Annotated in this window: 22 protein-coding genes, 1 pseudogene and 1 riboswitch; of the genes and pseudogenes, 8 read left to right on the top strand and 15 right to left on the bottom strand. The window is 46.3% G+C overall.

What is annotated here, in order from left to right:
- Positions 1-79 precede the first annotated feature (79 nt).
- On the bottom strand, positions 80-1,327 hold the full coding sequence (gene icd, locus AC3CIC_RS04880; protein WP_016961513.1) for an NADP-dependent isocitrate dehydrogenase: 1,248 nt from the start codon (positions 1,325-1,327) through the stop codon (positions 80-82).
- Between the two features lie 243 nt (positions 1,328-1,570).
- On the opposite strand from icd, the gene AC3CIC_RS04875 reads away from it, so the two are divergent.
- The 5 genes from AC3CIC_RS04875 (at position 1,571) to AC3CIC_RS04855 (ending at position 6,708) form a co-directional block, all read left to right on the top strand.
- On the top strand, positions 1,571-2,230 hold the full coding sequence (locus tag AC3CIC_RS04875) for a pseudouridine synthase (RefSeq protein WP_488515490.1): 660 nt from the start codon (positions 1,571-1,573) through the stop codon (positions 2,228-2,230).
- Between the two features lie 85 nt (positions 2,231-2,315).
- Positions 2,316-3,428 carry a tRNA 2-thiouridine(34) synthase MnmA gene (mnmA, locus tag AC3CIC_RS04870; RefSeq protein ID WP_016961511.1) on the top strand — a complete coding sequence of 371 codons (1,113 nt, stop codon included), beginning with the start codon at positions 2,316-2,318 and terminating at the stop codon, positions 3,426-3,428.
- Between the two features lie 13 nt (positions 3,429-3,441).
- The gene (gene hflD, locus AC3CIC_RS04865) at positions 3,442-4,062 is read left to right on the top strand and encodes a high frequency lysogenization protein HflD (protein WP_016961510.1); all 621 of its coding nucleotides are present in this window, start codon (positions 3,442-3,444) and stop codon (positions 4,060-4,062) included.
- Between the two features lie 21 nt (positions 4,063-4,083).
- Entirely contained in the window at positions 4,084-5,454 is a 1,371-nt protein-coding gene (purB, locus tag AC3CIC_RS04860; RefSeq protein WP_488515489.1) for an adenylosuccinate lyase, read from the top strand.
- Between the two features lie 120 nt (positions 5,455-5,574).
- Entirely contained in the window at positions 5,575-6,708 is a 1,134-nt protein-coding gene (locus AC3CIC_RS04855; RefSeq protein ID WP_488515488.1) for a ribosomal protein uL16 3-hydroxylase, read from the top strand.
- Positions 6,709-6,794: 86 nt separating this feature from the next.
- Here the strand turns inward: AC3CIC_RS04855 and oppF are convergent, their stop codons facing one another.
- From oppF to AC3CIC_RS04825, 6 genes are all read right to left on the bottom strand, one after another.
- Positions 6,795-7,790, bottom strand: coding sequence for a murein tripeptide/oligopeptide ABC transporter ATP binding protein OppF (gene oppF / locus AC3CIC_RS04850; RefSeq protein ID WP_016961507.1), 996 nt, complete (start codon positions 7,788-7,790; stop codon positions 6,795-6,797).
- On the bottom strand, positions 7,790-8,755 hold the full coding sequence (gene oppD / locus AC3CIC_RS04845) for an oligopeptide ABC transporter ATP-binding protein OppD (RefSeq protein WP_488515487.1): 966 nt from the start codon (positions 8,753-8,755) through the stop codon (positions 7,790-7,792). The genes oppF and oppD overlap by 1 nt, the downstream gene beginning before the upstream one ends.
- Before the next feature lie 9 nt (positions 8,756-8,764).
- Positions 8,765-9,679 carry an oligopeptide ABC transporter permease OppC gene (oppC, locus tag AC3CIC_RS04840; protein WP_016961505.1) on the bottom strand — a complete coding sequence of 305 codons (915 nt, stop codon included), beginning with the start codon at positions 9,677-9,679 and terminating at the stop codon, positions 8,765-8,767.
- A 10-nt stretch (positions 9,680-9,689) separates the two neighbouring features.
- Positions 9,690-10,610, bottom strand: coding sequence for an oligopeptide ABC transporter permease OppB (gene oppB / locus AC3CIC_RS04835; RefSeq protein ID WP_016961504.1), 921 nt, complete (start codon positions 10,608-10,610; stop codon positions 9,690-9,692).
- Between the two features lie 72 nt (positions 10,611-10,682).
- Positions 10,683-12,323 (bottom strand): ABC transporter substrate-binding protein, encoded by a 1,641-nt coding sequence (locus tag AC3CIC_RS04830; protein ID WP_488515486.1) that lies wholly within the window; start codon positions 12,321-12,323, stop codon positions 10,683-10,685.
- A 691-nt stretch (positions 12,324-13,014) separates the two neighbouring features.
- Entirely contained in the window at positions 13,015-13,173 is a 159-nt protein-coding gene (locus AC3CIC_RS04825) for a hypothetical protein (protein ID WP_488515485.1), read from the bottom strand.
- An 852-nt stretch (positions 13,174-14,025) separates the two neighbouring features.
- On the opposite strand from AC3CIC_RS04825, the gene AC3CIC_RS04820 reads away from it, so the two are divergent.
- Positions 14,026-16,548, top strand: coding sequence for a glycosyl hydrolase family 18 protein (locus tag AC3CIC_RS04820; RefSeq protein WP_488515484.1), 2,523 nt, complete (start codon positions 14,026-14,028; stop codon positions 16,546-16,548).
- 101 nt (positions 16,549-16,649) lie between these two features.
- Here the strand turns inward: AC3CIC_RS04820 and moaE are convergent, their stop codons facing one another.
- From moaE to moaA, 5 genes are all read right to left on the bottom strand, one after another.
- The gene (moaE, locus tag AC3CIC_RS04815) at positions 16,650-17,090 is read right to left on the bottom strand and encodes a molybdopterin synthase catalytic subunit MoaE (RefSeq protein WP_016961500.1); all 441 of its coding nucleotides are present in this window, start codon (positions 17,088-17,090) and stop codon (positions 16,650-16,652) included.
- Between the two features lie 2 nt (positions 17,091-17,092).
- Entirely contained in the window at positions 17,093-17,338 is a 246-nt protein-coding gene (gene moaD, locus AC3CIC_RS04810) for a molybdopterin synthase sulfur carrier subunit (protein ID WP_394212854.1), read from the bottom strand.
- On the bottom strand, positions 17,335-17,814 hold the full coding sequence (moaC, locus tag AC3CIC_RS04805) for a cyclic pyranopterin monophosphate synthase MoaC (RefSeq protein WP_488515483.1): 480 nt from the start codon (positions 17,812-17,814) through the stop codon (positions 17,335-17,337). Before moaC ends, moaD begins: the two co-directional genes overlap by 4 nt.
- A 3-nt stretch (positions 17,815-17,817) precedes the next feature.
- The gene (moaB, locus tag AC3CIC_RS04800) at positions 17,818-18,330 is read right to left on the bottom strand and encodes a molybdenum cofactor biosynthesis protein B (RefSeq protein WP_016961497.1); all 513 of its coding nucleotides are present in this window, start codon (positions 18,328-18,330) and stop codon (positions 17,818-17,820) included.
- A 37-nt stretch (positions 18,331-18,367) separates the two neighbouring features.
- A complete protein-coding gene (moaA, locus tag AC3CIC_RS04795) occupies positions 18,368-19,354 on the bottom strand; it encodes a GTP 3',8-cyclase MoaA (protein ID WP_016961496.1) in 987 nt (328 codons plus the stop codon).
- A riboswitch (molybdenum cofactor riboswitch) is annotated at positions 19,343-19,478 on the bottom strand. Its footprint overlaps the gene before it by 12 nt.
- A gap of 500 nt (positions 19,479-19,978) precedes the next feature.
- Between moaA and AC3CIC_RS04790 the strand changes: the two genes are divergently transcribed.
- Together AC3CIC_RS04790 and yvcK are read left to right on the top strand one after the other, a co-directional pair.
- Entirely contained in the window at positions 19,979-20,545 is a 567-nt protein-coding gene (locus AC3CIC_RS04790; RefSeq protein WP_016961495.1) for an LON peptidase substrate-binding domain-containing protein, read from the top strand.
- A 227-nt stretch (positions 20,546-20,772) separates the two neighbouring features.
- Positions 20,773-21,601 (top strand): annotated as a pseudogene (gene yvcK / locus AC3CIC_RS04785) (uridine diphosphate-N-acetylglucosamine-binding protein YvcK).
- Here the strand turns inward: yvcK and AC3CIC_RS04780 are convergent.
- The 3 genes from AC3CIC_RS04780 to uvrB all read right to left on the bottom strand — a co-directional run bounded on the left by AC3CIC_RS04780 (position 21,569) and on the right by uvrB (position 25,697).
- Complete coding sequence (locus AC3CIC_RS04780) at positions 21,569-21,922, bottom strand: Hpt domain-containing protein (protein ID WP_016961493.1); 354 nt, start codon at positions 21,920-21,922, stop codon at positions 21,569-21,571. The pseudogene yvcK and the gene AC3CIC_RS04780 overlap by 33 nt on opposite strands.
- A 13-nt stretch (positions 21,923-21,935) precedes the next feature.
- Complete coding sequence (gene luxO / locus AC3CIC_RS04775; protein WP_016961492.1) at positions 21,936-23,378, bottom strand: quorum-sensing sigma-54 dependent transcriptional regulator LuxO; 1,443 nt, start codon at positions 23,376-23,378, stop codon at positions 21,936-21,938.
- A 303-nt stretch (positions 23,379-23,681) separates the two neighbouring features.
- Positions 23,682-25,697, bottom strand: coding sequence for an excinuclease ABC subunit UvrB (gene uvrB / locus AC3CIC_RS04770; protein ID WP_394212863.1), 2,016 nt, complete (start codon positions 25,695-25,697; stop codon positions 23,682-23,684).
- Between the last annotated feature and the right edge of the window lie 16 nt (positions 25,698-25,713).

Here is a 25,713-nt window from a genome sequence, read left to right as displayed (position 1 = left end):
AAAAAACCCAGCCGAGGCTGGGTTTGTTCAATCAAAACGCTCACTCAATAAATGAATGAATGAATGAATGAATGATGGATTACATTTGATCGACCATGTCTTGTGCGAACTCAGAACACTTACGCAGTGTTGCACCGTCCATCAAACGCTCAAAGTCATAAGTCACAGTCTTGTTGCTGATCGCTTTTTCCATTGAACTGATGATGAGGTCAGCCGCTTCTGTCCAACCCATGTGGCGAAGCATCATTTCAGCAGAAAGGATCAAAGAACCAGGGTTTACTTTGTCCTGGCCTGCATACTTAGGAGCCGTACCGTGCGTTGCTTCGAACAATGCAATGCCGTCACCGATGTTTGCACCAGGTGCAATACCGATACCACCAACTTGAGCAGCCAATGCATCAGAGATGTAATCGCCGTTTAGGTTCATGGTTGCAATGACATCATACTCTGCAGGGCGCAGAAGGATTTGCTGTAGGAACGCATCAGCAATGACATCTTTAATGATAATTTCTTTGCCAGTGTTTGGGTTTTTCAGCGTCATCCATGGACCACCGTCCAACAACTCTGCACCAAACTCTTCTTTTGCTACTTCATAGCCCCAATCTTTGAAGGCACCTTCGGTGAACTTCATGATGTTGCCTTTGTGAACTAGCGTCATTGAATCACGATCGTTGTCAATCGTGTATTGAATCGCCGCGCGAACCAAACGCTTAGTGCCTTGCTCAGAAACAGGCTTGATACCGATACCACATTCTTCGTCAAAACGGATTTTCGTTGCACCCATTTCTTCTTTCAGGAATTTGATAACTTTATCGGCTTCTGCAGTGCCTGCTTTAAACTCAACACCTGCGTAGATGTCTTCTGAGTTCTCACGGTAAATAACCATGTCAGTCAGTTCAGGTTGCTTCACTGGACTTGGTACACCAGAGAAGTAACGAACTGGACGAACACAAATGTACAGATCAAGCTCTTGGCGCAGTGCCACGTTCAAAGAACGAATGCCGCCGCCTACTGGCGTAGTCAGAGGGCCTTTGATTGATACTTTATATTCACGAACAAAATCCAGTGTTTCAGTAGGCAACCACTGGTCTTCACCGTACACCTGCGTTGATTTCTCACCGGTGTAGATTTCCATCCAGGAGATCTTACGGTCACCGCCGTAAGCTTTTTCTACTGCCGCATCAACAACTTTGATCATTGCAGGGCTAACATCAATACCAATACCGTCACCCTCGATGTAAGGGATGATTGGATTGTTAGGAACGACTAATTTGCCGTTTTCAACTGCAATTTTCTCACCTGCTGGTACGACTACTTTGCTTTCCATTTAATTCTCCTAGCGTCCATTTTCTATTTAGCGCTTACCAAACAGAACAATTTGCCGTCGTGCTGCGATTTTCCCAACAGGCTGAGATTGAGCTAACAGTCTGATGTAGCACGTCAGGTAATTGTTCTGTTTGGTATAACATGCGAGCAAAAGAATACTGTAAATCATGCAACACGCCAATCACATTATTCCATGTATAATACCAAGGTCTCATTTGTTACCAGACCTGATTGACAGTACTTCATGACGTTTAAAACTACATCGAAAAGAAGCGTGAATAAGCCCGCTTCAAACCCTGATTTCCGACGCACTTCACGTCGTCGGTCCGATAAACCTGCAAGGCCAAAAGGGCCAACAAAGGTCATCATATTCAATAAACCTTTCAACACCCTGACACAATTCACCGGCGAGCCTAGTGATTCGACGTTGGCAGACTATATTTCTGTCAAAGATGTGTATGCAGCCGGCCGCTTGGACAAAGACAGCGAAGGGCTACTTGTGCTTACTAATGACGGCATTTTGCAAGCACGTCTTACTCAGCCAAAATCCAAGTCACCCAAAGTCTACTGGGTACAAGTTGAAGGCATTCCTTCAGATGAAGCAATAACACAGCTTCGTGAAGGCGTGGAACTGAATGACGGTTGGACGTTGCCAGCAGGCGTTGAAGTGATGGAAGAGCCTGAATTGTGGCCTCGAAACCCGCCCATTCGTCACCGCCCTTCCGTGCCAACCACTTGGCTTGCTATCACGTTAGAAGAAGGACGAAACCGTCAGGTTCGTCGAATGACCGCAGCCATTGGACACCCGACGTTACGTTTGGTGCGTTATCAAATGGCAGGATGGACCGTTGAAGGTCTGCAACCTGGTGAATGGCGAGAAGTTTCACCGCCTTCGCGCGAGTGAAACTGTGACTAACATCCCATCTGTAACCGCGTAAAGGATTCTGGTAAACTCTGCCACCGATTTAATTGGAGCTAGAAATTTCGTCATGTCAGATAACAGCAGCAAAAAAGTTATTGTCGGTATGTCCGGCGGCGTCGACTCCTCAGTGTCCGCCTATTTACTGAAGCAACAAGGCTATCAGGTAGAAGGCCTTTTCATGAAAAACTGGGAAGAAGACGATAACGACGAGTACTGCTCGGCAGCGGAAGATCTGGCCGATGCACAAGCCGTTTGTGACAAGCTTGGTATTGAGATGCACACCATCAACTTTGCAGCTGAATACTGGGATAACGTCTTCGAGCACTTCCTGACTGAATACAAAGCCGGGCGCACGCCAAACCCAGACATTCTTTGTAACAAAGAAATCAAGTTCAAAGCCTTCTTGGAATTTGCCGACGAAGTGCTAGAAGCTGATTACATTGCAATGGGTCACTATGTCCGCCGCACCTTCCCTACACAGGAAGGTGAAACGGCACAGATGCTTCGCGGCGTCGATAACAACAAAGACCAGAGCTACTTCTTGTATACGCTGAGCCACGAGCAAGTTGCACGCAGCCTGTTTCCTGTTGGCGAGCTAGAGAAACCGGAAGTACGCCGTATTGCAGAAGAGCAAGATCTGATCACCGCGAAGAAGAAAGATTCAACCGGTATCTGCTTTATCGGTGAGCGCAAATTCACTGACTTTTTGGCGAAATATTTACCCGCACAACCGGGTGTTATCGAAACCACTGAAGGTCAAGCAATAGGCGAGCACCAAGGCTTGATGTACCACACATTGGGTCAACGTAAAGGCTTGCATATTGGCGGGCAAAAAGGCGGTGGTGGTCTAGAAGCGGCTTGGTATGTCGTTGATAAAGATGTCGAGCGTAACGTGCTTATTGTTGCACAAGGTCATGATCACCCACGTCTATTTTCAGATGGGTTGATTGCTGGTCAACTGCATTGGGTCGATCGTCATACGATGACCGAACCATTGAAGTGCACCGTAAAAACGCGATACCGCCAACAAGACATATCATGTACCATCGAGCCCATTGATGGAGACCAAATCAAAGTCATCTTTGATGAGCCGCAAGCGGCGGTAACTCCAGGTCAATCAGCGGTATTTTATTCCGGTGATGTTTGCCTAGGCGGTGGCATCATTGAGCAGCGAATTTAAGGAGCAATCGTCAGTGGCTAATACTTTATTTGATCGAACCATCGCGTTCGCAAGTATCTGTCAATCCGTCAAACTGGTGCAGGAAATATCACGTACAGGCAGCTGCGACCCAGATGCACTCAGCGCCAGCTTGAAGAGTATTATTGTCACTAACCCTGCTTCCACACTGGAGGTTTTCGGCAATGAAGAAAACCTCACAGTGGGTTTAAACACGCTCATTAGCGAACTAGATAACAGCCCTGGTGGCAGCGAACTTACGCGTTATCTCATTAACCTGCTCGCACTGGAACGTAAGCTTTCAGGCCGTCGTGATAGCCTCGCGCAATTGTCTGATCGCCTGGAAAACGTCCAGCGTCAGGTGCAACATTTTGACCTGCTTGATGATCAAATGATCAGCAACCTTGCCAGTGTATATTTGGATACGATTAGTCCGTTAGGTCCTCGAATTCAGGTCACTGGTAACCCAGCTCAATTGCAGCAAACGGGCGTGCAACATAAAGTCCGTGCCTTACTGCTATCTGGGATCCGCAGCGCCGTATTATGGCGTCAGGTCGGCGGCAAGCGCCGTCATCTTATCTTTGGCCGCAAACAAATGATTGAGCAGGCCAAAATCATCTTAGCCCGAAATTCGTAATAATAATTCAGGAGAGAGACCATGGAACTGTCAGCGCTGACAGCTGTTTCACCGGTGGATGGCCGTTACGGAGCGAAAACGATTGCGTTGCGTTCAATCTTCAGTGAGTTTGGCTTATTGAAGTACCGCACAATCGTCGAAGTTCGTTGGTTACAAAAACTGGCAGCAACAGATGCTATCAAGGAAGTACCGGCATTCAGCCCAGAAGCAAACGCCATTCTGGACAAAATCGCAGCCGAATTTAGCGAAGCCGACGCGATGCGCATTAAAGACATTGAGCGCACGACCAACCACGACGTTAAGGCGGTTGAGTATTTCCTGAAAGAAAAAGTGGCTGACAATGCCGAATTGCATGCAGTGAATGAGTTTATTCACTTCGCCTGTACTTCAGAAGATATCAACAACACGTCTCATGCTCTGATGCTTCAAGAAGCGCGCGAGCAAGTGCTGTTGCCAGAAATTCGCAACGTTATTGATGCAATTAAATCACTGGCGGCTGAATATCGCGATGTCCCTCTTCTGTCTCGCACCCACGGCCAACCCGCCTCTCCTTCTACCATGGGTAAAGAGATGGCTAACGTTGCATACCGTATGGAGCGTCAGTACAAGCAAATCGAAAACGTTGAAATTCTGGCGAAAATCAATGGTGCTGTAGGCAACTACAACGCTCACCTCTCTGCTTACCCAGAAATCGACTGGCACGCATTCAGCGAAGAATTCATTACTGAATCACTGGGCGTGACGTGGAACCCGTATACCACGCAAATCGAACCGCATGACTACATTGCTGAGTTATTCGATGCGATTGCACGATTCAACACCATCCTTCTTGATTTCGATCGTGACGTTTGGGGCTACATCGCACTGGGTCACTTCAAACAAAAAACGATTGCAGGCGAAATTGGTTCTTCAACCATGCCGCATAAAGTTAACCCAATCGACTTTGAAAACTCAGAAGGTAACCTAGGTCTTGCTAACGCTATCTTTAGCCACCTAGCACAAAAATTGCCGGTATCTCGCTGGCAGCGTGACCTAACCGATTCTACGGTTTTGCGTAACCTCGGTGTGGGTTGTGGCTATGCGATCATTGCATACACGTCGACGCTAAAAGGCATCAGCAAATTAGAAATAAACCAAGCTGCGCTTGAAGCTGAGTTAGACAAAAACTGGGAAGTATTGGCAGAACCTGTACAAACTGTTATGCGTCGTTATGGCATTGAAAAGCCATACGAAAAGCTAAAAGAGCTAACGCGTGGTAAGCGTGTTGACGGCGAAGGCATGCGCGTCTTCATCGATGGTCTGGCTCTTCCTGAAGAAGAAAAAGTACGTCTGAAGAAAATGACCCCAGCTAACTACATTGGTGAAGCGATCAAGCTGACTGATCAGCTGTAAGCAAACACCCTGAGAAAGAAGCCCGCTGACTAGGCGGGCTTTTTATTTCTTGCAATCCTGCCCCTCTATGGCTCATGGGTATATAATCGCCCCCTCACTTAAAGAAACCGTGCATCTCCTATGTATCAGCTAAATTTTGACTTAAACGAATTCCTTACCACCTACTGGCACAAACAGCCGGTTGTGATCAAAAAAGGCTTTGTCGACTTTGAAGATCCGATTAGCCCAGATGAACTTGCAGGTCTGGCAATGGAAGAGGAAATCGATTCTCGCTTTGTGACGAATCTGGATGGCAATTGGAAGGCGCAGCACGGTCCATTCGAAAGCTTTGACGAATTTCCCGACACACATTCTCAGTTAATCGTTCAAGCGGCTAACCATTGGCACCCAGGGCTTCGCGAATTGGCTCAACCTTTCCGTGTTCTGCCAAATTGGTTGTTTGACGATGTGATGATTTGCCTTTCAATGCCTAATGGCGGCGTAGGCCCTCATATTGACCAATACGATGTATTCATCATTCAAGGCATGGGTAAGCGTCGCTGGCGTGTGGGTGAAAAAGGCGAATACAAAGACGCCAACCATGACTCAGGTCTGCGCCAAATCGAAGGCTTTGACCCTATCATCGATGACGTTTTAGAACCGGGAGATATTCTTTATATCCCACCTGGTTTCCCGCACGAAGGGAATACCATCGACGTATCGATGAGCTACTCAATTGGCTACCGTTCACCGAAGAAGCAAGAACTGCTAAGTACTCTTGCGGATTATGTGTTGACCAATGAGCTGGGTGACGTTCACTTCTATGACCCTAACCTACAAACTCGTGATGAGCACGGCATGATCCCAACGTCTGAATCCGAGGCGCTCAATGACATGCTAATGAAACTAGTCAACGATCCGAAAATCAAAGCTCGCTGGTTAGGTGAGCAATTGAGTCAGTCTCGTCACGAACTGGACATCATGGCAGCAGAGCCACCATGGCAGGCAGATGAATTATTCCAATTCGTCGAAGATAACATGGTGCTGGAAAAAGTGTCTGGTATGAAAGCGCTGTATCACGAGAATGATTTATCCGTCATTTACGTCAACGGCGAAGCGATTGAATTACCCGAAGGCTGCGAGGCTGCAGCGAGACTCCTTTGCGATCAGGAAGCGTTTACTGGTGAAGACTTGGGTGAGATGGCTAGCAATCCTGCGCTGCTCGCGCTTCTGCTTGATCTGTGTAACCAAGGTTACTGGTACCCTCAAGCCTAATCGCAACAAAAAACCAGATTAAAAATGAAAGCCTTCCGATTGGAAGGCTTTTTTGTGGATTCGTTCTGGTTGGTTAAGTTCTACGGTTATAGATGAACTTGCAAACAAGCCGCTGAGTGGTAATCCGTGCCTTCTAGCATTGGCTTTTTCTGCGCACACGCTTCTGTTGCCTGAGGGCAACGCGTACGGAATACACAACCTGATGGTGGATTCATTGGCGAGGGTAATTCACCTTCCAACAACTGGATCTTCTTGTTACGTTCTTTGATCGGATCAGGAACCGGCACTGCTGACATCAACGCACGCGTATATGGGTGCTGTGGGTTATCAAACAGTGCTTTCCCTTCGGCCAATTCAACCGCATTCCCTAGATACATCACCAATACCCGATCAGAGATGTGTTTTACCACGGACAAGTCATGCGCAATGAAGATGAGGCTTAGGCCCATCTCTTGTTGCAGTTCTTTTAGTAGATTCACTACCTGCGCTTGAATAGACACGTCCAGTGCCGATACAGGCTCATCACAAATCACCAGCTTTGGCTTTAAGATAAGCGCACGCGCAATACCAATACGCTGACACTGACCACCGGAAAATTCATGCGGATAACGGTTAATCACATTAGGCAATAAACCAACACGCGTCATCATGGTTTGCACCTGCTGCTTCACTTCATCCTTAGATAGCTCGGGATAGAAAGTTTTCAGCGGTTCAGCAATGATATCGCCAATGGTCATACGCGGATTAAGCGATGCCAGCGGATCCTGAAAAATCATCTGGATTTCTTTGCGTTTCTCTCGCAAATCATTGACGCCCAGTTTTGTGAGATCTTGACCCAACCACACAACTTGGCCTTCTGTTGCTTCCACCAAACCAATCACAGCGCGAGCAAAGGTCGATTTTCCGCATCCTGATTCACCAACGACACCAAGGGTTTCCCCTTCGTACAGTTTGATGTTCACACCATCAACCGCTTTGAGTACCGAAGGTTTTGCCCACGGTAGCAGTGATTTCGATGCGATATTGAAATAGACTTTTAGATCTTCAATATCCAGCAGTAAGTTCTTGTTCATTGCACCCATTACCACGTCCCCTGATCAGAAAAACACGCACGAAGACGACCGTCAGAAAATGGCGTCAGAATCGGTGACTCGCTCTTACAGCGGACAGAAACACGATGGCAACGATCTTGATATGGACAGCCCGGTGGTAGCTTCAACAAGTTCGGTGGATTACCCGGAATGGTTGGTAACACATCGCCTTCCACATCCAAGCGAGGAATGGCTCTTAGCAAGCCCTCAGTGTAGGGGTGGCTAGGTTTGTAAAAGATATCATCCACATTGCCGTATTCCATCGTACGGCCTGCGTACATTACCAGCACTTTGTCACACGAACCTGCAACCACACCCAGATCGTGCGTGATCATGATAATGGCGGTGTTGAATTCTGATTTCAGTTCGTTCAGCAGATCCATGATCTGCGCCTGAACCGTCACGTCCAATGCCGTTGTTGGCTCATCAGCAATCAAGAGCTTTGGACGACACAACAGCGCCATTGCAATCATCACACGTTGGCGCATACCGCCTGAAAACTCGTGCGGGTACATGGTAATGCGCTTGCGTGCTTCAGGGATTTTCACCGCTTCCAGCATGCGAACAGATTCTTCAAATGCTTCTGTTTTACCCATGCCCTTATGGTGCATCAATACTTCCATCAGCTGATCGCTGACTTTCATATACGGATTAAGCGACGTCATGGGATCTTGGAAAATCATCGCAATCTGCTCAGCACGAATCTTGTTCAGTGCTTTTTCTGGCAGATTAAGAATTTCATTTCCTTCAAATTTTGCGCTGCCTTTAATAACACCGTTTTTCGCAAGCAGACCCATGATCGCAAACACAGTCTGACTTTTACCAGACCCAGATTCACCCACAATGCCCAGCGTTTCGCCACGCTCGAGTGAAAAGTTCAGGTCGTTAACTGCGGTAACAGAACCATCTTGGGTTTTGAATTCTACACGTAGATCTTTAACATCTAATAGGCTCATACTTCCTCCTTATCGATCCTTAGGATCTAGCGCGTCACGCAGACCATCACCCACATAGTTGAAACACAACAATGTGGTTACCATGAACAGGGTTGGGAATGCCAACTGCCAAATAGCCAGTTCCATGGTTTGAGAACCTTCTTGCAGCAATGCTCCCCAACTTGTCATTGGCTCTTGTACACCCAAGCCCAAGAAGCTGAGGAAGGATTCAATCAAAATCATACTTGGGATAAGCAGCGTTGAATAAACGGCAACGATACCTAGCACGTTCGGAATGATATGACGGAGGATAATGTTTCGTGTACTGACACCACTCACGTGGGCAGCTTCGATGAACTCCTTGTTTCGTAAACTCAACGTTTGACCGCGCACAATACGTGCCATATCGAGCCAAGCAATCGCGCCGATAGCGACGAAGATCAGCACGATATTTCGTCCGAAGAAGGTCACCAATACAATCACTAAGAACATGAATGGAATTGCGTTCAATATTTCCAGAATACGCATCATGACACGGTCTGTACGACCACCAATGTAACCAGATGCAGCCCCGTAAACTGTGCCAATCAGTACTGCAACAAAGGCGCCCATTAGGCCAACCATCAGCGAGATTTGGCCACCAACCAAGGTACGAACATAAATGTCTCGGCCTAGTGCGTCAGTACCAAAAATGTGTCCTTCTGCACCCAATGAAGGAGCCGCATGCATGGCATACCAATCCGTATCATCAAACGCATAAGTCGCGAACAATGGACCGACTATCACCCACAAGGTGATACAGAGCAAAATGGCTAGACTCGTCATTGCGGCTTTATTACGCATAAAACGAATGCGCGCGTCTTGCCACAAGCTGCGACCTTCTACTTCAAGTTGTGCCGAAAAATTCTCGAGAGCTTCGTTATTTTCTTCTTTTTTTAATAGCATATTTCAAACCTCAATAACGAATCTTTGGATCAAGCCACGCCAGCAAAATATCCACAACGGCGTTAAAAATAATGAACAGCGTACCAATCAAGATGGTGACACCCATGACCAATGAGTAATCACGGTTGAAAGCGGCGTTAACGAAAAGCTTACCAATCCCAGGAAGGCCGAATATTGTTTCGATAACCACTGAGCCGGTAATAATGCCGACAAACGCTGGGCCCATGTAGGACACTACCGGCAGCATTGCAGGACGAAGCGCATGCTTCACTACGATGTAGCTCATGCTCAACCCTTTCGCTTTCGCGGTACGGATGAAATTGCTGTTCAACGTTTCAATCATGCTGCCACGCGTAATACGGGCAAATGTCGCGATATAAAGGAAAGACATGGCAAGGATTGGCAGGACCATAAATTCAATTGCGCCGCCATTCCAACCGCCCGCAGGCAGCCATCCCAAGCCGATGGAGAAGACATAAATCAGTACCGGCGCCAAAACAAAGGAAGGCAGCACCACCCCGAACATGGACGTAGACATAATGAGATAGTCGACCCAACTGTTTTGCCGCAACGCAGCAATGGTGCCGATAGTGACACCTACAATCACCGTCAGAATAAAGGCGTAGAAACCCACTTTTGCCGAAACAGGCAAGGCCGTAGCAACCAGCTCATTCACTGTATAGTCTTTGTATTTGAATGACGGTCCGAAATCGCCTTGCAGAATATTACCTAGATACGTTGTGTACTGTTCGAATACGGGCTTATCAAGACCATATTTCGCATTGATGTTTTCCATTACCTGAGGAGGCAGTGTTTTTTCAGAAGAGAATGGATTTCCCGGTGCGAAACGCATCAAGAAAAAGGAGATGGTGATCAATACCAACAATGTTGGTATTGCTTCCAGTGTTCGAGTAAAAATCAATCTAAACATAAAGCATCTCACATATGCTCAAAAAAACATGCGCTCGCAGCCAAGCCACGGGCGCATGGAGTGACCCTGTTATTATTCTGCGATAATGAACATATCTTTGGTGTAGATATTGTCTTGAGGGTTTTTATCTGGGTAGCCGCCTACGGATGTCGCAACCAGACGTGGTTGGACATACTGATAGATAGGAGCAATTGGCATGTCTTTGGCAAGTTGCGCTTCAGCAATTGCGTAGTAGCTATTACGCTCAGCTTCCGTTTTTGCAACGGTCACTGCATCGTTCATCGCTTTATCAAAGATTGCACTCGAGTACTTCTGGTCGTTAGAACCATTCTCTGTCATCGCAATCGCCAAGAACGTAGACGCTTCGTTGTAGTCTGCACACCAGCCTGCACGACGAACATCAAAGTCGCCTTGCTTACTGCTATCCAGATAGGTCTTCCACTCTTGGTTTTCCAAGGTCACATTGACGAAGTCACCCAGTGATTTTTTCCACATTGACTGAATCGCAACTGCAATTTTCTTGTGGTTTTCATTGGTGTTATAAAGCAGCGTAAAATCAAGCGGATTGCCTTTACCGAAGCCTGCTTCTGTGAGCAATACCTTCGCTTCTGCAATGCGCTCTTTTTGATTCATCGTTGCATATTCAGGTGTCTCAGGGTTAAAGCCAGTAATGCCGCTGTGAGTGAGTGCATACGCTGGTTTTTGACCTTGACCCAAGATAGCCTTGGCGATGATATCGCGGTCGATGGTGTAAGACAGTGCACTGCGAACCCGGTTGTCATCAAACGGTGCGCGCTGCGTGTTGAAACCATAGTAGTAAGTACAAAGGTTTGGTGAAACAACAACGTTATCAGGATATTGTTTCTCAAGACGACGGAATTGCTCATTAGGCACTTCATACGTGATGTCGATTTCACCAGATAAGAAACGGTTCATTTCGGCATTCTGGTTTTCGATAGGCAAGAAACTCACCTTGTCGATCACTGTGTCTTCGTTATCCCAATAGCTTCCATTTCGCTCTAGAACGATCTTCTCGTTCACCACCCAGTCACTCAGTTTATATGCACCGTTGCCGATAAAATTATCAGGCTTAGTCCATGAGTCACCATGCTTCTCAACTGAAGCCTTGTGAACCGGATACATAGTAGTGTGCGCTAACATTTTCACGAAGTACGGCAATGCCACTTCGGTTTCTAGTACGAGGGTGTGATCGTCGACAGCTTTAACCGCTAACTCATCTACTGACTTCTTACCAGCAATGACATCTTTTGCGTTTTTAAGCTTGGTGTATTCAATATACCAAGCATATGGCGACGCTGTTGCAGGATCGGCTGCACGCTTGAAGCTGTACTCAAAATCCTGAGCCGTTACCGGGTCACCGTTCGACCACTTGGCATCTTTGCGAATTTTAAACGTGAAAGTTTGATTATCTTCTGTTGTCCAAGACTCTGCGGCACCTGGAATGGTATTACCCAATGCGTCTTGAATAACCAGACCTTCCATCAGATCACGCAGAACATGAGCCTCTGGCACACCTTCGACTTTGTGCGGGTCAAGCGAAGCAACTTCAGTGCCGTTACCACGAACCAACTCTTGAACCGGTGCGAGTTTTACATCCGCGGGGACTTCTGCTGCCACAGAAGTGAAAGACGTTGCCGATACGGCCATTCCTGCGCCCAACAACAGGGCCTGAGTGATTTTGTTCTTATACATGCAGATACTCCAATTTATCCTGTGCTTGCATCCATGACACTCTCCGGCACTCTTAAATCGAGAAGAAAACTAAGTCGTATTTCATCTAAAAACTTGAGTGGACGACGGAGAATTGCTTGGAACATTACCAAGCATCAAAGTAATTTGCCACAAAATCGACAGAAAAAGTCACATGTATCTAACAAATAGTAGAAAACTAGCATGTTCAACCAACCCTATGAGATAAGTTGAACGGATACTTCAACGCAGACTCAATAAAAAGTGAAAAATTGTATAAAAAACCCTAAAAGGGCAATTTTTAAGCATTTAAATTGGAAGTTATGGGTAACTTTCATCATATAAATCGATTAAAAACGTTAGATTAGAGATATATGACTGCGTAATAACTCACTGAAAGTGCATAGGTAGCCACAATTTGAAAGGGGTCATTTAATGCATGCCTTTGTTCTCAGGCACTGTACGGGCAGTTAATGCGACAATTTACATTTACTTAAGCTTTTCATTGCGCTCTTTTATGTAATTAAATCATCCATCAACGATTAATACGCGAACACAAAAAAGCCAGCGATATCAAAGCTGGCTTTTAATTCACACTATTATTCAGCATCGGTTAAAAAGAACCACCATGCCTGATAATCAACAAACTCTCGCTCTAAAGCATCTGAGGTTGCTTGGGTGTAAAACGTTCGCGTTATTTTTGCTCGTTTTCAAGTTTAAGGGGAGCCTCAGCACTACCTTTAGGCGTTTTCCCTTCCACGAGCGAATCATTTTTGGACTGCTGCGCGTCGTCCGGCATGATGTCGTGCATCATTTGCTTCATTTTTTTATTGCTAATACGTCTATGTCCCATTGGAATCCTCCTGATTGATATTACCGCTCAGGCACAGATACAGCTTGTGCATATACGAAATGATCGTATCTGACGTTTCATTGAGCTTTGTGATTTCACTTAAAAGTGTAGCAAAGCTTTAGAGGCCACCCGACGCAGTTTTGACACAATGAGACACCAACCACCCCTAGTCCCTTTTTCTCACCAAGAAACAATCTATTGGCGTGTTTTAATAACAATATGGAATAAAAAAAATGCTGGTTAGAATTTATTCATTCTGACTGTAAATGTGACAGAGATTCAATTGTGAAAGTCATAAATATTGCGCACTATGTCTCTGTACCGATGTAATGATTCGTTGTTTTTCGGCGCTGAGGTGCAAACAGCTACGCAACAAACCAATTTATGTCCAACAAACAATTAAAGAGACGATCATCAATGAGACCCGCTGGCTCACAATCTAGACCTCTGTGCTCTCGCGTCCGACATGGCTTTATTCCGGCTGGAAAACAAAAACCAGCAAACGAAGAAAAAGCACAAGAACGCCGTTAAACCACAGTTTATTGCATAAATAAATGGCCTTTCATTTGAGAGGCCATTTTTTTATCTATAACCATTTCAATTTCCATTGAAATATTTATCACTTAGTTTCCAAAGAAGAATAAGTGCAACTTTTTGTGACATGCTATCTAAAAAATAACCGTAATGTAACGTAAGTGTTACTGCATTACCTCTTCTACCTCTAAAACATTCCCTCTCAATTTTGCCTAATTTACCTTTAAGAACAAATATCTGAATAGGGTTAACGAAGATTGACTCACATTCATGCGCTGAATAGTTAATTCTCGCAATAAATTTTCGAGGTATATTAAGATGAACAAATCGGCTTTTCTAAAGGGGCTCCTTGCCGCCTCTGTCGCGGGGGCGCTATCTACACCCGCCTTCGCTGCGCCCGGTGCGCCCGTCATTTCATGGATGGAAACGAATTTCTCCATTATTGAAGTGAATGACGCTGCCACCGCATACAAAGACTTGGTCACAGTGAAACCGTATGCAGAAGTCCCAGTGACTTGGGATCGCTGGTCTGGTGAACCCGCCGATTCTTGGCGTGTTCTTCTCAACGGCGACGTTGTGTATCAAGCTAACGTGACACCGTCTGCTAGCCAAAAAGAATCGGCCATCCTGGAGGTCGCTAAAGGCGGTAAGTACAGCATGGTTGTTGAACTGTGTAGTGGTGAAGGCGCGACACAGACGTGCACGCCTAGCGCACCAAAAGACATCGTTGTGGCTGATACAGATGGAAGTCATTTAGACCCACTTCCTATGAACGTTGACCCTAACAACGGTAATTACACGACACCAACGGATACAGTCGTCGGTGCATACTTTGTAGAATGGGGTGTTTATGGCCGTAAGTTTGCCGTTGACAAAATCCCAGCACAAAACTTGACTCACATTATCTATGGTTTTGTGCCTATTTGTGGCAACAACCCATCTCTTGATGACGGACCTCTTGCTGCTTTGAAGCGTGCTTGTGTTGGAACCCCGGACTACGAAGTTGTTATCCACGACCCTTGGGCCGCAGTTCAAATGCCACATCCACAGTCTGGTCAGAGCCACTCTTCTTCTTATAAAGGCACCTATGGTCAAATCATGGCGCTTAAACAACGCTATCCTGACCTGAAAATACTTCCTTCTATCGGGGGCTGGACACTTTCTGACCCTTTTTATGATTTCGGTGTAAAAGCCAACCGTGATGTGTTCGTTACCTCAGTGAAGAGTTTCCTACAAACGTGGAAATTCTACGATGGTGTCGACATTGATTGGGAGTACCCAGGAGGTCAAGGTGCGAATCCGGATCTCGGCGACTCTGTAAATGACGGCAATACTTATGCTTTGCTCATGCAAGAGTTACGTACCATGCTGGACGAACTGTCGGCAGAAACAAGTCGTACCTATGAACTCACGTCAGCGGTTGGTGTTGGTTACGACAAAATCGAAGACGTAAACTACGCAGATGCTGTGCCACACATGGACTACATCTTCGCAATGACGTACGACTACTATGGTGGTTGGAACAACGTTGTTGGGCATCAAACAGCACTCAATTGCGGTAGCCATCTTTCGGCGGATGAATGCGCAGGTAAAGGCCTTGATGACGAAGGAAAACCACGTAAAGGCCCAGCTTATTCAACTGTAAATGGTATTAATCTTTTATTGGATAAAGGCGTTCCAGCAGAGAAACTCGTTGTTGGTGCAGCCATGTATGCACGTGGTTGGACGGGTGTAACAGAGGCGAGCATGAGTGATCCTACTAATCCGATGACGGGTGTGGGTAACGGAAAAGTCGCGGGTTCTTGGGAAGCAGGGATCCTTGATTACAAGGACGTTGTCACTCAGTTCGAAAACAAGGCTGGTGTGGTTCTTGGCTATGATGAACAAGCTGAAGCACCTTGGGCTTGGGACCCATCAAACGGTGATTTAATCACTTATGACAACAAACGCTCAGTGATGGCGAAAGGGGCATATGTTCGTCAAAACAACTTTGCAGGGCTATTTGCTTGGGAAATCGATGCAGACAACGGTGATATCTTGAACGCAATGCAAGAATCCCTCGCAAGTGATGTCACACAACCACCACGTAACAAAGATCCCGTCGCTAACGCTGGCGTAGATGTTACGGTTAACATTGCTGGCTTAGTCGCATTAGATGGCTCGGCATCTTCTGACGTAGATGGCCAAGTCGTTGCGTATAGCTGGAAACAAACCAGCGGTCCAGCAGTGACCCTTGCGAGTGCAGATACTTCTTCTGCTTCTGCTGACATTCCTGCCGTTACAGTCGATACCCAGTTTGTATTCATACTAACTGTGACAGATGACAAAGGCGCTACTGCGGTTGATGCTGTTTCTATCACGGCAAAAGCACAAGGTGGAACTGTTCCAACGAACCAAGCCCCTGTTGCCGCATTGACAGTGCAAGCAACAGCCAATGCGGGTGATATTGTATTGGTTAACGCAAGTGGTTCAAGCGATCCGGACAGCGATACGCTCACATACACGTGGAACATTCCAGCGGGTGTTCAAGCTACGCCAAACGGTGCTAGCCTGACATTCACAGCAGACAGTTACACTGTCGATACAACGCTGACGTTCTCAGTGACAGTGTCTGATGGGAAACTGACTGACAGTGTGAGCGCGTCGGTTGTCGTAGCAAAAGACGCACCGGTTGTGAATTGTCCAAATGGGTGGAAGGAAGGCGTAGTTTACAACTCGGGTGATGTTGTCACTCAAAATGGCAAAGAGTACTCAGCCAAGTGGTGGACAACCAACGAAGAACCTGGAACCACAGGACAATGGGGTGTATGGAAAGAACTTGGCGCAGCAGTCTGCGAATAGTCCTTCTATTTAACCTACTGAGCTAACGGTTCAAACGTAAAAGGGATGCTTACGCATCCCTTTTTTTTATCGTGTTGCTCTGGTTTACCACCGTTGAGGCTTTACCAACGATTAGCTGCCGTATCATCACTTTCACGCGCTTCCACCCACCGCTCGTCATCATTTAGACGCTCTTTCTTCCAAAAAGGTGCGCGAGTTTTTAGGTAATCCATAATGAACTCACAGGCTTCAAATGCCGCATTGCGGTGAGCACTGGTTACGCCAACAAACACTATCTGATCACCAATGTTCAACGCACCAACACGGTGGATAACACGAATATGAGTCAAGGGCCAACGTTGCTTCGCTTGAAGCACAATCTCGTTCAGCGACTTTTCTGTCATTCCCGGATAATGCTCAAGCGTCAATCCAGTCACATTGTCACCGAGGTTCATGTCACGTACTTTGCCAATAAAAGTCACGATAGCGCCATCACTGTCGCTATCATTTAGACGCTGGTATTCCTCGGCGAGGGAAAAATCTTCGTGCTGAACAGATATCACGCTTAGCCCCCTGTAACCGGTGGGAAAAAAGCCACCTCATCACCATCTTTTACCGGCGATGACAGTTCAGAAATGGTTTGATTAATTGCCACCAGCAACTTTCCAGACTCTAACGCTAATGACCACTTGTCTCCTTTCGCCGCAAGGTGTTGGCGAATATCTTCAGCAGAAGTGAATTTCGCATCAAGAGCCAAAGATCCGGTTCCCACCAGCTCTTTAACCTGAGCAAAGAAAAGCACTTGGATCATTGTTCCACCTTAAAATGTCCTGATTTTCCGCCGGTTTTCTCAAGCAAACGTACTTGCCCAATCACCATGTCCTTTTGCACCGCTTTACACATATCGTAAATGGTTAGCGCAGCCACAGACGCCGCAGTTAACGCCTCCATTTCTACGCCTGTCTTTCCGGTGAGTTTACAAAGCGATTCAATACGTACCTGTGATGTTTCCGGTAACGCTTGAAGTGATACCTCCACTTTAGAAAGCATCAGAGGGTGACACAACGGGATCAGATCCCATGTGCGTTTCGCGGCTTGAATGCCTGCAATGCGAGCCGTCGCAAATACATCACCTTTGTGGTGCTTTCCGGAAACAATCAATTCGAGGGTCCCTGGTGCCATATCGACATAAGCTTCAGCTCGTGCTTCACGTACGGTCTCAGTTTTACCAGACACATCCACCATGTTTGCTTCGCCCGACGCATTTATATGAGTAAACCCAGTCATGGATTATTGACCTAAATGCGGCATGAAGTTACATGGGCGATGACTCGCATCAAGCTGTTGCTTAATGATACCCGTCCAACCTGTGCGACATGCGCCGGTTGAACCCGGCATCGCAAAGATCACCGTATGATTAGCAAAACCCGCAATGGCGCGAGACTGAATCGTCGATGTACCGATTTCTTCATAAGAAATAGCACGGAACAACTCACCAAACCCTTCGACTTCTTTATCAAAGAGCGGTTTCAATGCTTCTGGCGTGCTGTCGCGAGATGTAAAGCCTGTACCGCCAGTGATCATCACAGCTTGAACGTTCTCATCAGCAATCCATTGTGAAACGACTGCACGGATCTTGTAGACATCATCAATCACGATTTGCTTGTCAGCCAATGTGTGTCCTGCATCTTTCAATGCATCCACCAGGAATTGGCCCGATGTGTCGTTTTCCTCGGTACGAGTATCTGAAACAGTCAGAACCGCAATCTTAGCCGGTGTAAATTCAGTAACAGCGTGACCCATAAAATTTGAACCTCAACGAAATAATTCTAAGACAGCGTTAGCCGCCGATGGATGCCAGGTGTGGGGTCATACCCGTGTGTCCCTGGTCAAGAAAATGGCTTTGTTTCTTATTGGCGAGTTGGCCTTGGATACGCGCAATCAATTCAGGTTCCTGTGTGTTGTCTTGCAACAAATCACGCAATTCCACGCCGTAATCTCCAAAAAGGCACATATGAAGTTTGCCTACCGCAGATACACGCAGACGATTGCATGAATGACAGAAATCTTTTTTGTAAGGCATGATAAGGCCTATCTCACCCACATAATCTGGGTGGCAATAGACTTCAGCGGGACCATCGCTTTGTTCACGCACTTTCATTATCCAGCCATTCGCTATCAGATGGTTGCGAATGGAAATGCCAGATTGATGATGACGTTCGAACAGAGAGTTCATATCTCCAGTTTGCATCAATTCGATAAATCGCAGCTGAATTGGCTTGTCTTTTATCCAGCGTAAGAAAGCTGGCAATTCTCCGCTATTTAAGTCTTTGAGCAAAACCGCGTTGACTTTTACTTGTTCAAAGCCCGCGTCAAAGGCAGCATCGAGCCCTTTCATCACTTGATGAAATTTATTCTCACCGGTGATTTGATGAAACATGCGAGGATCTAAGCTATCAATACTGACATTGATGTTAGTCAGCCCTGCATCACGCCATTCCTGAGCATTTTTCGCCAAACGGTAGCCGTTCGTCGTCATCGCCACCTTTTTGATGCCGTCTTGCTCAGCAATCATAGAAATAATGTCAGTAAAGTCCTTGCGCAGAGACGGCTCGCCCCCGGTTATACGGACTTTAGACGTTCCACAATCAGCAAACGCCGCAACCACTCGACGCAACTCATCAAGGGAAAGAAAGCTTGAATTCTTCTGGGAGGGTCGATAACCATCCGGCAAACAGTAGGTGCACCGAAAGTTACAGACATCAGTAATAGACAATCGCAAATAGTAAAATTTGCGATCGAAAGAATCTTGAAATTGAACAGCCACAAAACACCTTTCCAAATACGGGAGACGGACACATTTCTATGGCCGCCCTGGTGACATAATGTCACGGCCTAATCCCCTTATTCAGGAGAACTTAGCGAACTAGGCTTCGGAGTTATTTACGTGTGAGGCGCTTTTTCACGCGACCTCAAGCATTACTCGTTAATTTAGCAAACTATGTCATTCAGTAACAAGGAATGACATCCACTTTTGCTTTGAGGCGATAACTTGGTAACTAAATGCTTACCGTCTCAAAACACAAACAGACCCAACACACAACCATAAAGCACAATCTGTTCTCAATCTATACAATGACAATTTTCATGGCTCTTCAAGAGAGATAGCCACTTTATCGCTCATTGTCGTGAAAGTGAGCATACACTCTATAGAGTATGGCATCAGAAAGTCGTTAGCATTTTGATTTCCAAAATTCGCAATTTTGAAATGCAATTTGCAATTTCTTTCATACGCGTTGCCTAAAAACAGTGTTTGTCGTGTGGGCATTGAAATTGCAGTATGGATTGAAAGACACGGGTATCTAAGCAGTTCCGATATTAAAAATAATGAGCAGCGCAGAGGCATAACGCCCAAACAAAAAAGCGCGCAGAATATGACCGGGAGCTCACGATGGCAATTACACTACCAATCCTGTTTAACAACCGTCATATCTTACCTTCTGGCCGCCTTCCACTTCGTGTGGTGCCAGGGGAGCAATTGAATACTGTAAAATATGCCATGCAAAACGGATTGGATATTGGCGTGTGCATGGATGAAACCAGCCCTATCGGGGCAGGTATCGGCACAAGAGTCACGATTGAAGATTTTAATATGGCTAACGAAGACGGCGCACTAACCATTACTGTCTGTGGTCATGAAAGCTTTGTGATCGACAGTATCAAGGAAAACGATGTCGGAATTTTAGAAGCTCAATGTCAAACATTGCCAAAGTGGCCAGAGCGAGCAGTCAGCAACGATGCAGCGCCATTGGCCGAGCGTTTGCAAATTATGTTTGAACGCTACCCAGAATTGAGTTCTTTGCACAAAGCACCTAATTTCGAAAACCTAAGCTGGTTGTGCCAACGTTGGCTAGAACTTTTGCCTATACCTGCCAGTGAAAAACAGGTGTTAATGGCTGCTAATTCATGTAGCGACACCGCTGAATACTTGCTCAGCCTAATGAAAGATCCTCACTAAGACTCAACATCCATTTCTCAAAAGAAAAAGACCAGACGCATCTGGTCTTTTTTTCACGTTACGTGATCAAAAAATCAAAATAATCAATGAAACACAGAAGAATGTGACCCTTTTACGATCCATGCCTTATTATTGCTGTAGACAATAAAAATAAATTACAAACGATGACGAATAAAAATAGAAAACCAATAATCGTAGCTATCGGTGGTGGGCATGGTCTAGGGCGCATGTTATCTGCGCTCGGAGAGTACGGTGAAGATGTCACAGGTATCGTCACAACCACGGACAATGGTGGCTCGACGGGCAGAATACGAGCTTGTCAGGGTGGTATTGCTTGGGGAGACACACGAAACTGTATTAATCAGCTGATCACTGAGCCTTCTATTGGCTCGATGATTTTCGAATATCGATTCAAAGGAAACGGTGAGTTAGACGGTCATAATCTGGGAAACCTGATGCTGACGGCATTGGATAATTTGTCCATACGACCACTTGAAGCGATAAATCTCATTCGTGACATGTTGAAAGTATCCACCAACATTGTCCCCATGTCTGAGCATCCCGCCGATCTCGCCGCGCAAACGAGATCAGGGCAAATGATCTCTGGTGAAACGGATGTCGACGACCTTTCTGAGCCACCCGCCAGATTGATGCTAGAGCCTGTCGTGCCGGCAACCAAAGAAGCGGTTCTAGCCATCCATGACGCCGATCTTGTCATACTTGGTCCTGGCAGCTTTTTAACCAGTGTGATGCCGCCGCTTTTACTCCCTGAAATCAGTAGAGCGCTTAAGCAAACAGAAGCAAAAGTGGTGTTTGTACGTAATCTTGGAAAAGAAGCGAACGGCTGGGTCAATGTCTCTACAGACAATGTTGACATGGTGTGAACGTTCAATGGGTGGGCGAGCCATAGACCTGGTACTTGGCCCAGATATTGATGACGACGTCGAAGAAAACTATCAACAGGTGGTGGAGGACATGGCGTCCGCCAACCACCAGTGGAGACATGATAGAGACAAGCTGTCCCTAGCTATCAAAAAGATTTTGTTGGCCGGCTAACGCTTTATATTGTGAAGCGGTGCCATCGAGCATCGAGGTTAAGCGCGGAAGCTGCGCATGAACCCATGACTCTTGACCTAACTTGACACGTGATTCGCATTCACGTGCAAGTTCTGCGAGTTCATCTGCGCCAAAGCTCGCTGCACTGCTTTTGATTGCATGACTAATTTCGCGCACCTGCAACACACTAGGCGTTTCGGACAACTCATCTGAATAACGACTCAGTTCATCGCTAAACACCACAAGAAGAGAAGATACCGTCTCTTCACCCACTTCAACTGCCAGCCGTCGCAGCGTTTCATGGTTCACCGTGGACGCCATAAACATTTTCCTTTTATTGTGATTCTTGCCAACTCTGCAGCTTACGATAAATGGTAGATGGGCTAACTTCGAGTAAACCAGCGGCTTGAGGGATGTTGCCATCGCAGGCATCAATCGCAATTTGAATTGCTCTTTTCTCAACCAACCACAAGGGTTCGATATCAGCTTTACTTATTACTCCTTGCTTCAACATCACTGTTGCAGCGGAGAATCCACTATCACGCACTTGATCGATTTTTGCATGAGTACTGCTTATTGCAGGACTAGATGCAAGTTTGACACCAGAAACGAGAGAAAGCGGTGGCGGAAGCATTTGTTCAGTCACTTCACGTCCGTTGTGCAACACAACAATGTTGCGAATGACATTCTGTAGCTGTCGGACATTGCCAGGCCATTCATAGCTAAGCAGACGCTGAATTACGCCTTCGCTAAACGAACGAAAATCCTTACCTTCTTCCATTGCAAACATAAGCAATAGTGACTGTGCAATGTCTACAACGTCGTCACCACGCTCACGCAACGGCGGTAGCCCGAGTGGAATAACATGTAAGCGGTAATAGAGATCCTCTCTGAAATTACCTTTGTTCACCTCTACCCAAGGATCGCGATTCGTTGCACAGATAAACCGGACATCAACTTGTTTAACTTTGGAAGAACCCACTTTTTGGAAGGTGCCAGTCTGAATAAAACGCAGCAATTTGGATTGAAGATCTAAATCCATCTCACAAATTTCATCAAGAAATAAGGTGCCGCCATCTGCCATTTCCGCCGCACCTTCACGCTCTGAAGCCGCACCAGTAAAGGCCCCTTTCATATGACCAAACAGTTCACTCTCGATCAAATCTTTGGGGATCGCTGCACAGTTAATCGCAACGAATGGCTTTTTCGCACGTGAGCTAGCAGCATGGACAGCCTCGGCACAAACCTCTTTGCCTGTTCCACTTTCACCGGTTATAAAAACAGTCGCTTTACTCGGTGCCGCAGAGTCGATAACACGATATACCGCTTGCATCGGTACACTGTGACCGATGAACCCATAATATGAGCCTTCCGGTGTCTGCCCGCTCATTTTACTCTTTGGTTTCAGAGCGTTATTGACAGTCACTCGTAGTAAGTCAGCTTCACATGGCTTGATAAGGAAATCACTCGCGCCATAACGCAAAGCTTCAACCGCAGCATCAATTGAGCCATGCGCTGTCATAATAACAACAGGGATCTCAGGTTGATGTTTTCTGATCTCTGAAAGCACATCAAAACCAGAGATATCCGGCAAACGCAGATCAAGTAATATCAGTGAAAATGTGTGGCCTGAAGAAAAACAATCAAGCGCTTGTTGACCCGTACTCGCTATCTCAACATCAACATCTAACGGGTTGAGATAGGATTTATACAGTGCAGCTACTGATGCGGTATCTTCCACCATCAGTATTTGTTTTTTGGCGCCAGAATCTAGCATTGAACCCTCGCCATTAATTCCCAAAAACTATCTTTGTATTAAAAAGCCTGTACCAAGTATAACGCTGAATTTCAATAATAAGGCTAAAACGTATGCGTTTTGCATTGCAAAATGCAAAAGAAATTGCGATTACCTAACGCTGAATCAAGAAATCATTCGCTATCATGCAACAACAAAAATTGGCATGGTAAATGCATTTAATAATATGACCCTTCTGGGTCACCTAGCCAACTGACGTTGTTTGTGAGCACTTCGTTCACTGAAACAAGACAGCCAACCGACATTTTCCGGTTGGCTTTTTTTTTAGCTATTTTGGATAAACAGCGTTCGTAGTGTTGATATTTCGTCACGCAGGCCCGCTGCTGTTTCAAACTCTAGGTTTTGAGCTGCCTCATACATTTGCGCTTCTAGCTTCTGAATACGCGCCTCAATTTGCTGTGGTGATTTGCTCATGTAAGCCGCATCTTCCTCTGCAACCGCTTTCAGTGAAGACGATACCCTTGGTTTGCGCTTTCCACCCATCTCCATGATGTCGGAAACTTTCTTGTTGAGCTTTTGCGGCACAATGTCATGTTCTACATTGTAGGCTTGCTGTTTTTCGCGACGTCGTTCAGTTTCATCGATAGCACGACGCATAGAACCTGTGATCTTATCGCCATAGAGTATCGCTTTACCATTTAAATTACGTGCTGCACGACCAATCGTTTGAATAAGCGACCGCTCAGAACGCAAAAAGCCCTCTTTATCTGCATCCAATATGGCCACCAGCGACACTTCTGGTATATCTAAGCCTTCACGTAACAAGTTAATACCGACTAATACATCGAACTTGCCAAGTCTAAGATCGCGAATAATCTCGATACGCTCCACGGTATCAATATCCGAGTGCAAATAACGCACACGCACCCCATGTTCTTCAAGGTATTCCGTTAAATCTTCCGCCATGCGTTTGGTCAGTGTTGTCACTAACACACGTTCTTGTATGGCTTCTCTTATCCGAATTTCTGAGAGAAGGTCATCAACTTGTGTCGCGACAGGGCGAACCTCGATTTCAGGATCCAGCAAGCCTGTAGGCCGCACTACTTGTTCAGCGATTTCTCCCGCTGACTTATCAATTTCATACGCGCTTGGTGTCGCTGAAACATACACGGTCTGTGGTGCGATAGACTCAAACTCGTCAAATTTCATCGGACGGTTATCAAGGGCAGATGGCAATCGAAAACCGTATTCAACAAGGTTCTCTTTACGCGAGCGGTCACCTTTATACATGGCACCGATCTGCGGCACGGTGACGTGAGACTCATCGATAATTAGCAAACCGTCAGCCGGCAAGTAATCAAACAAAGTCGGAGGCGGCTCGCCATTATTGCGACCACTGAGATAACGCGAGTAGTTTTCGATGCCAGAGCAATAACCGAGTTCTTGCATCATTTCGAGATCAAACAAAGTGCGCTGCGAAATTCGCTGCTCTTCAATCAGCTTATTGTTCTCAAGCAGTACTTTTTTGCGATCAACCAATTCCACTTTGATGTGTTCAATGGCTTCAATAATACGCTCACGAGGGGTGACGTAATGCGTCTTAGGATAAATCGTACAACGCGGCAAATCGCGTTCAGAAATTGCACCTGTCAATGGATCGAACACGCTGATGCATTCCACTTCACCATCAAACAATTCAACGCGAATTGCGTCGCGATCAGATTCCGCAGGGTAAACATCAATCACTTCCCCGCGTACACGGAACGTACCGCGGGTAAACGCCTGGTCGTTTCGGCTATATTGGATTTCTGCAAGACGTCGCAGCATGGCGCGCTGATCAATCATGTCGCCGCGACGTAGATGAAGCATCATTTTGAGGTAAGAGTTAGGGTCACCAAGACCATAAATCGCTGACACTGACGCCACGATCACCACATCTCGCCTTTCCAACAACGCTTTGGTGGCAGACAGGCGCATTTGTTCAACGTGTTCGTTAATCGACGCATCTTTTTCGATAAAAGTATCCGTCGACGGAACGTAAGCCTCAGGCTGATAGTAGTCGTAATAAGAAACGAAATACTCAACGGCATTCTCAGGGAAGAACTCTCTCATTTCCCCATAGAGTTGAGCCGCCAGCGTTTTGTTGGGCGCCAATATCATGGTAGGCCGCCCCGTTTGGGCGATCACATTGGCCATGGTGTAAGTTTTTCCTGATCCCGTCACACCAAGCAGAGTTTGGTGCGCAATCCCCGAGTCCAAACCTTCAAGTAACTGACTGATGGCAGCAGGCTGATCGCCCGCAGGTTTGAATGGCGAATGTAAGTTAAAGGCTTTACCCATGATTCGTCCGTGGCTA

Source organism: Enterovibrio sp. QJM3NY_24 (assembly GCF_057786035.1).
The sequence above is the reverse complement of the archived record's forward strand: the minus strand, read 5'-3'. Positions and strand labels throughout refer to the sequence as shown.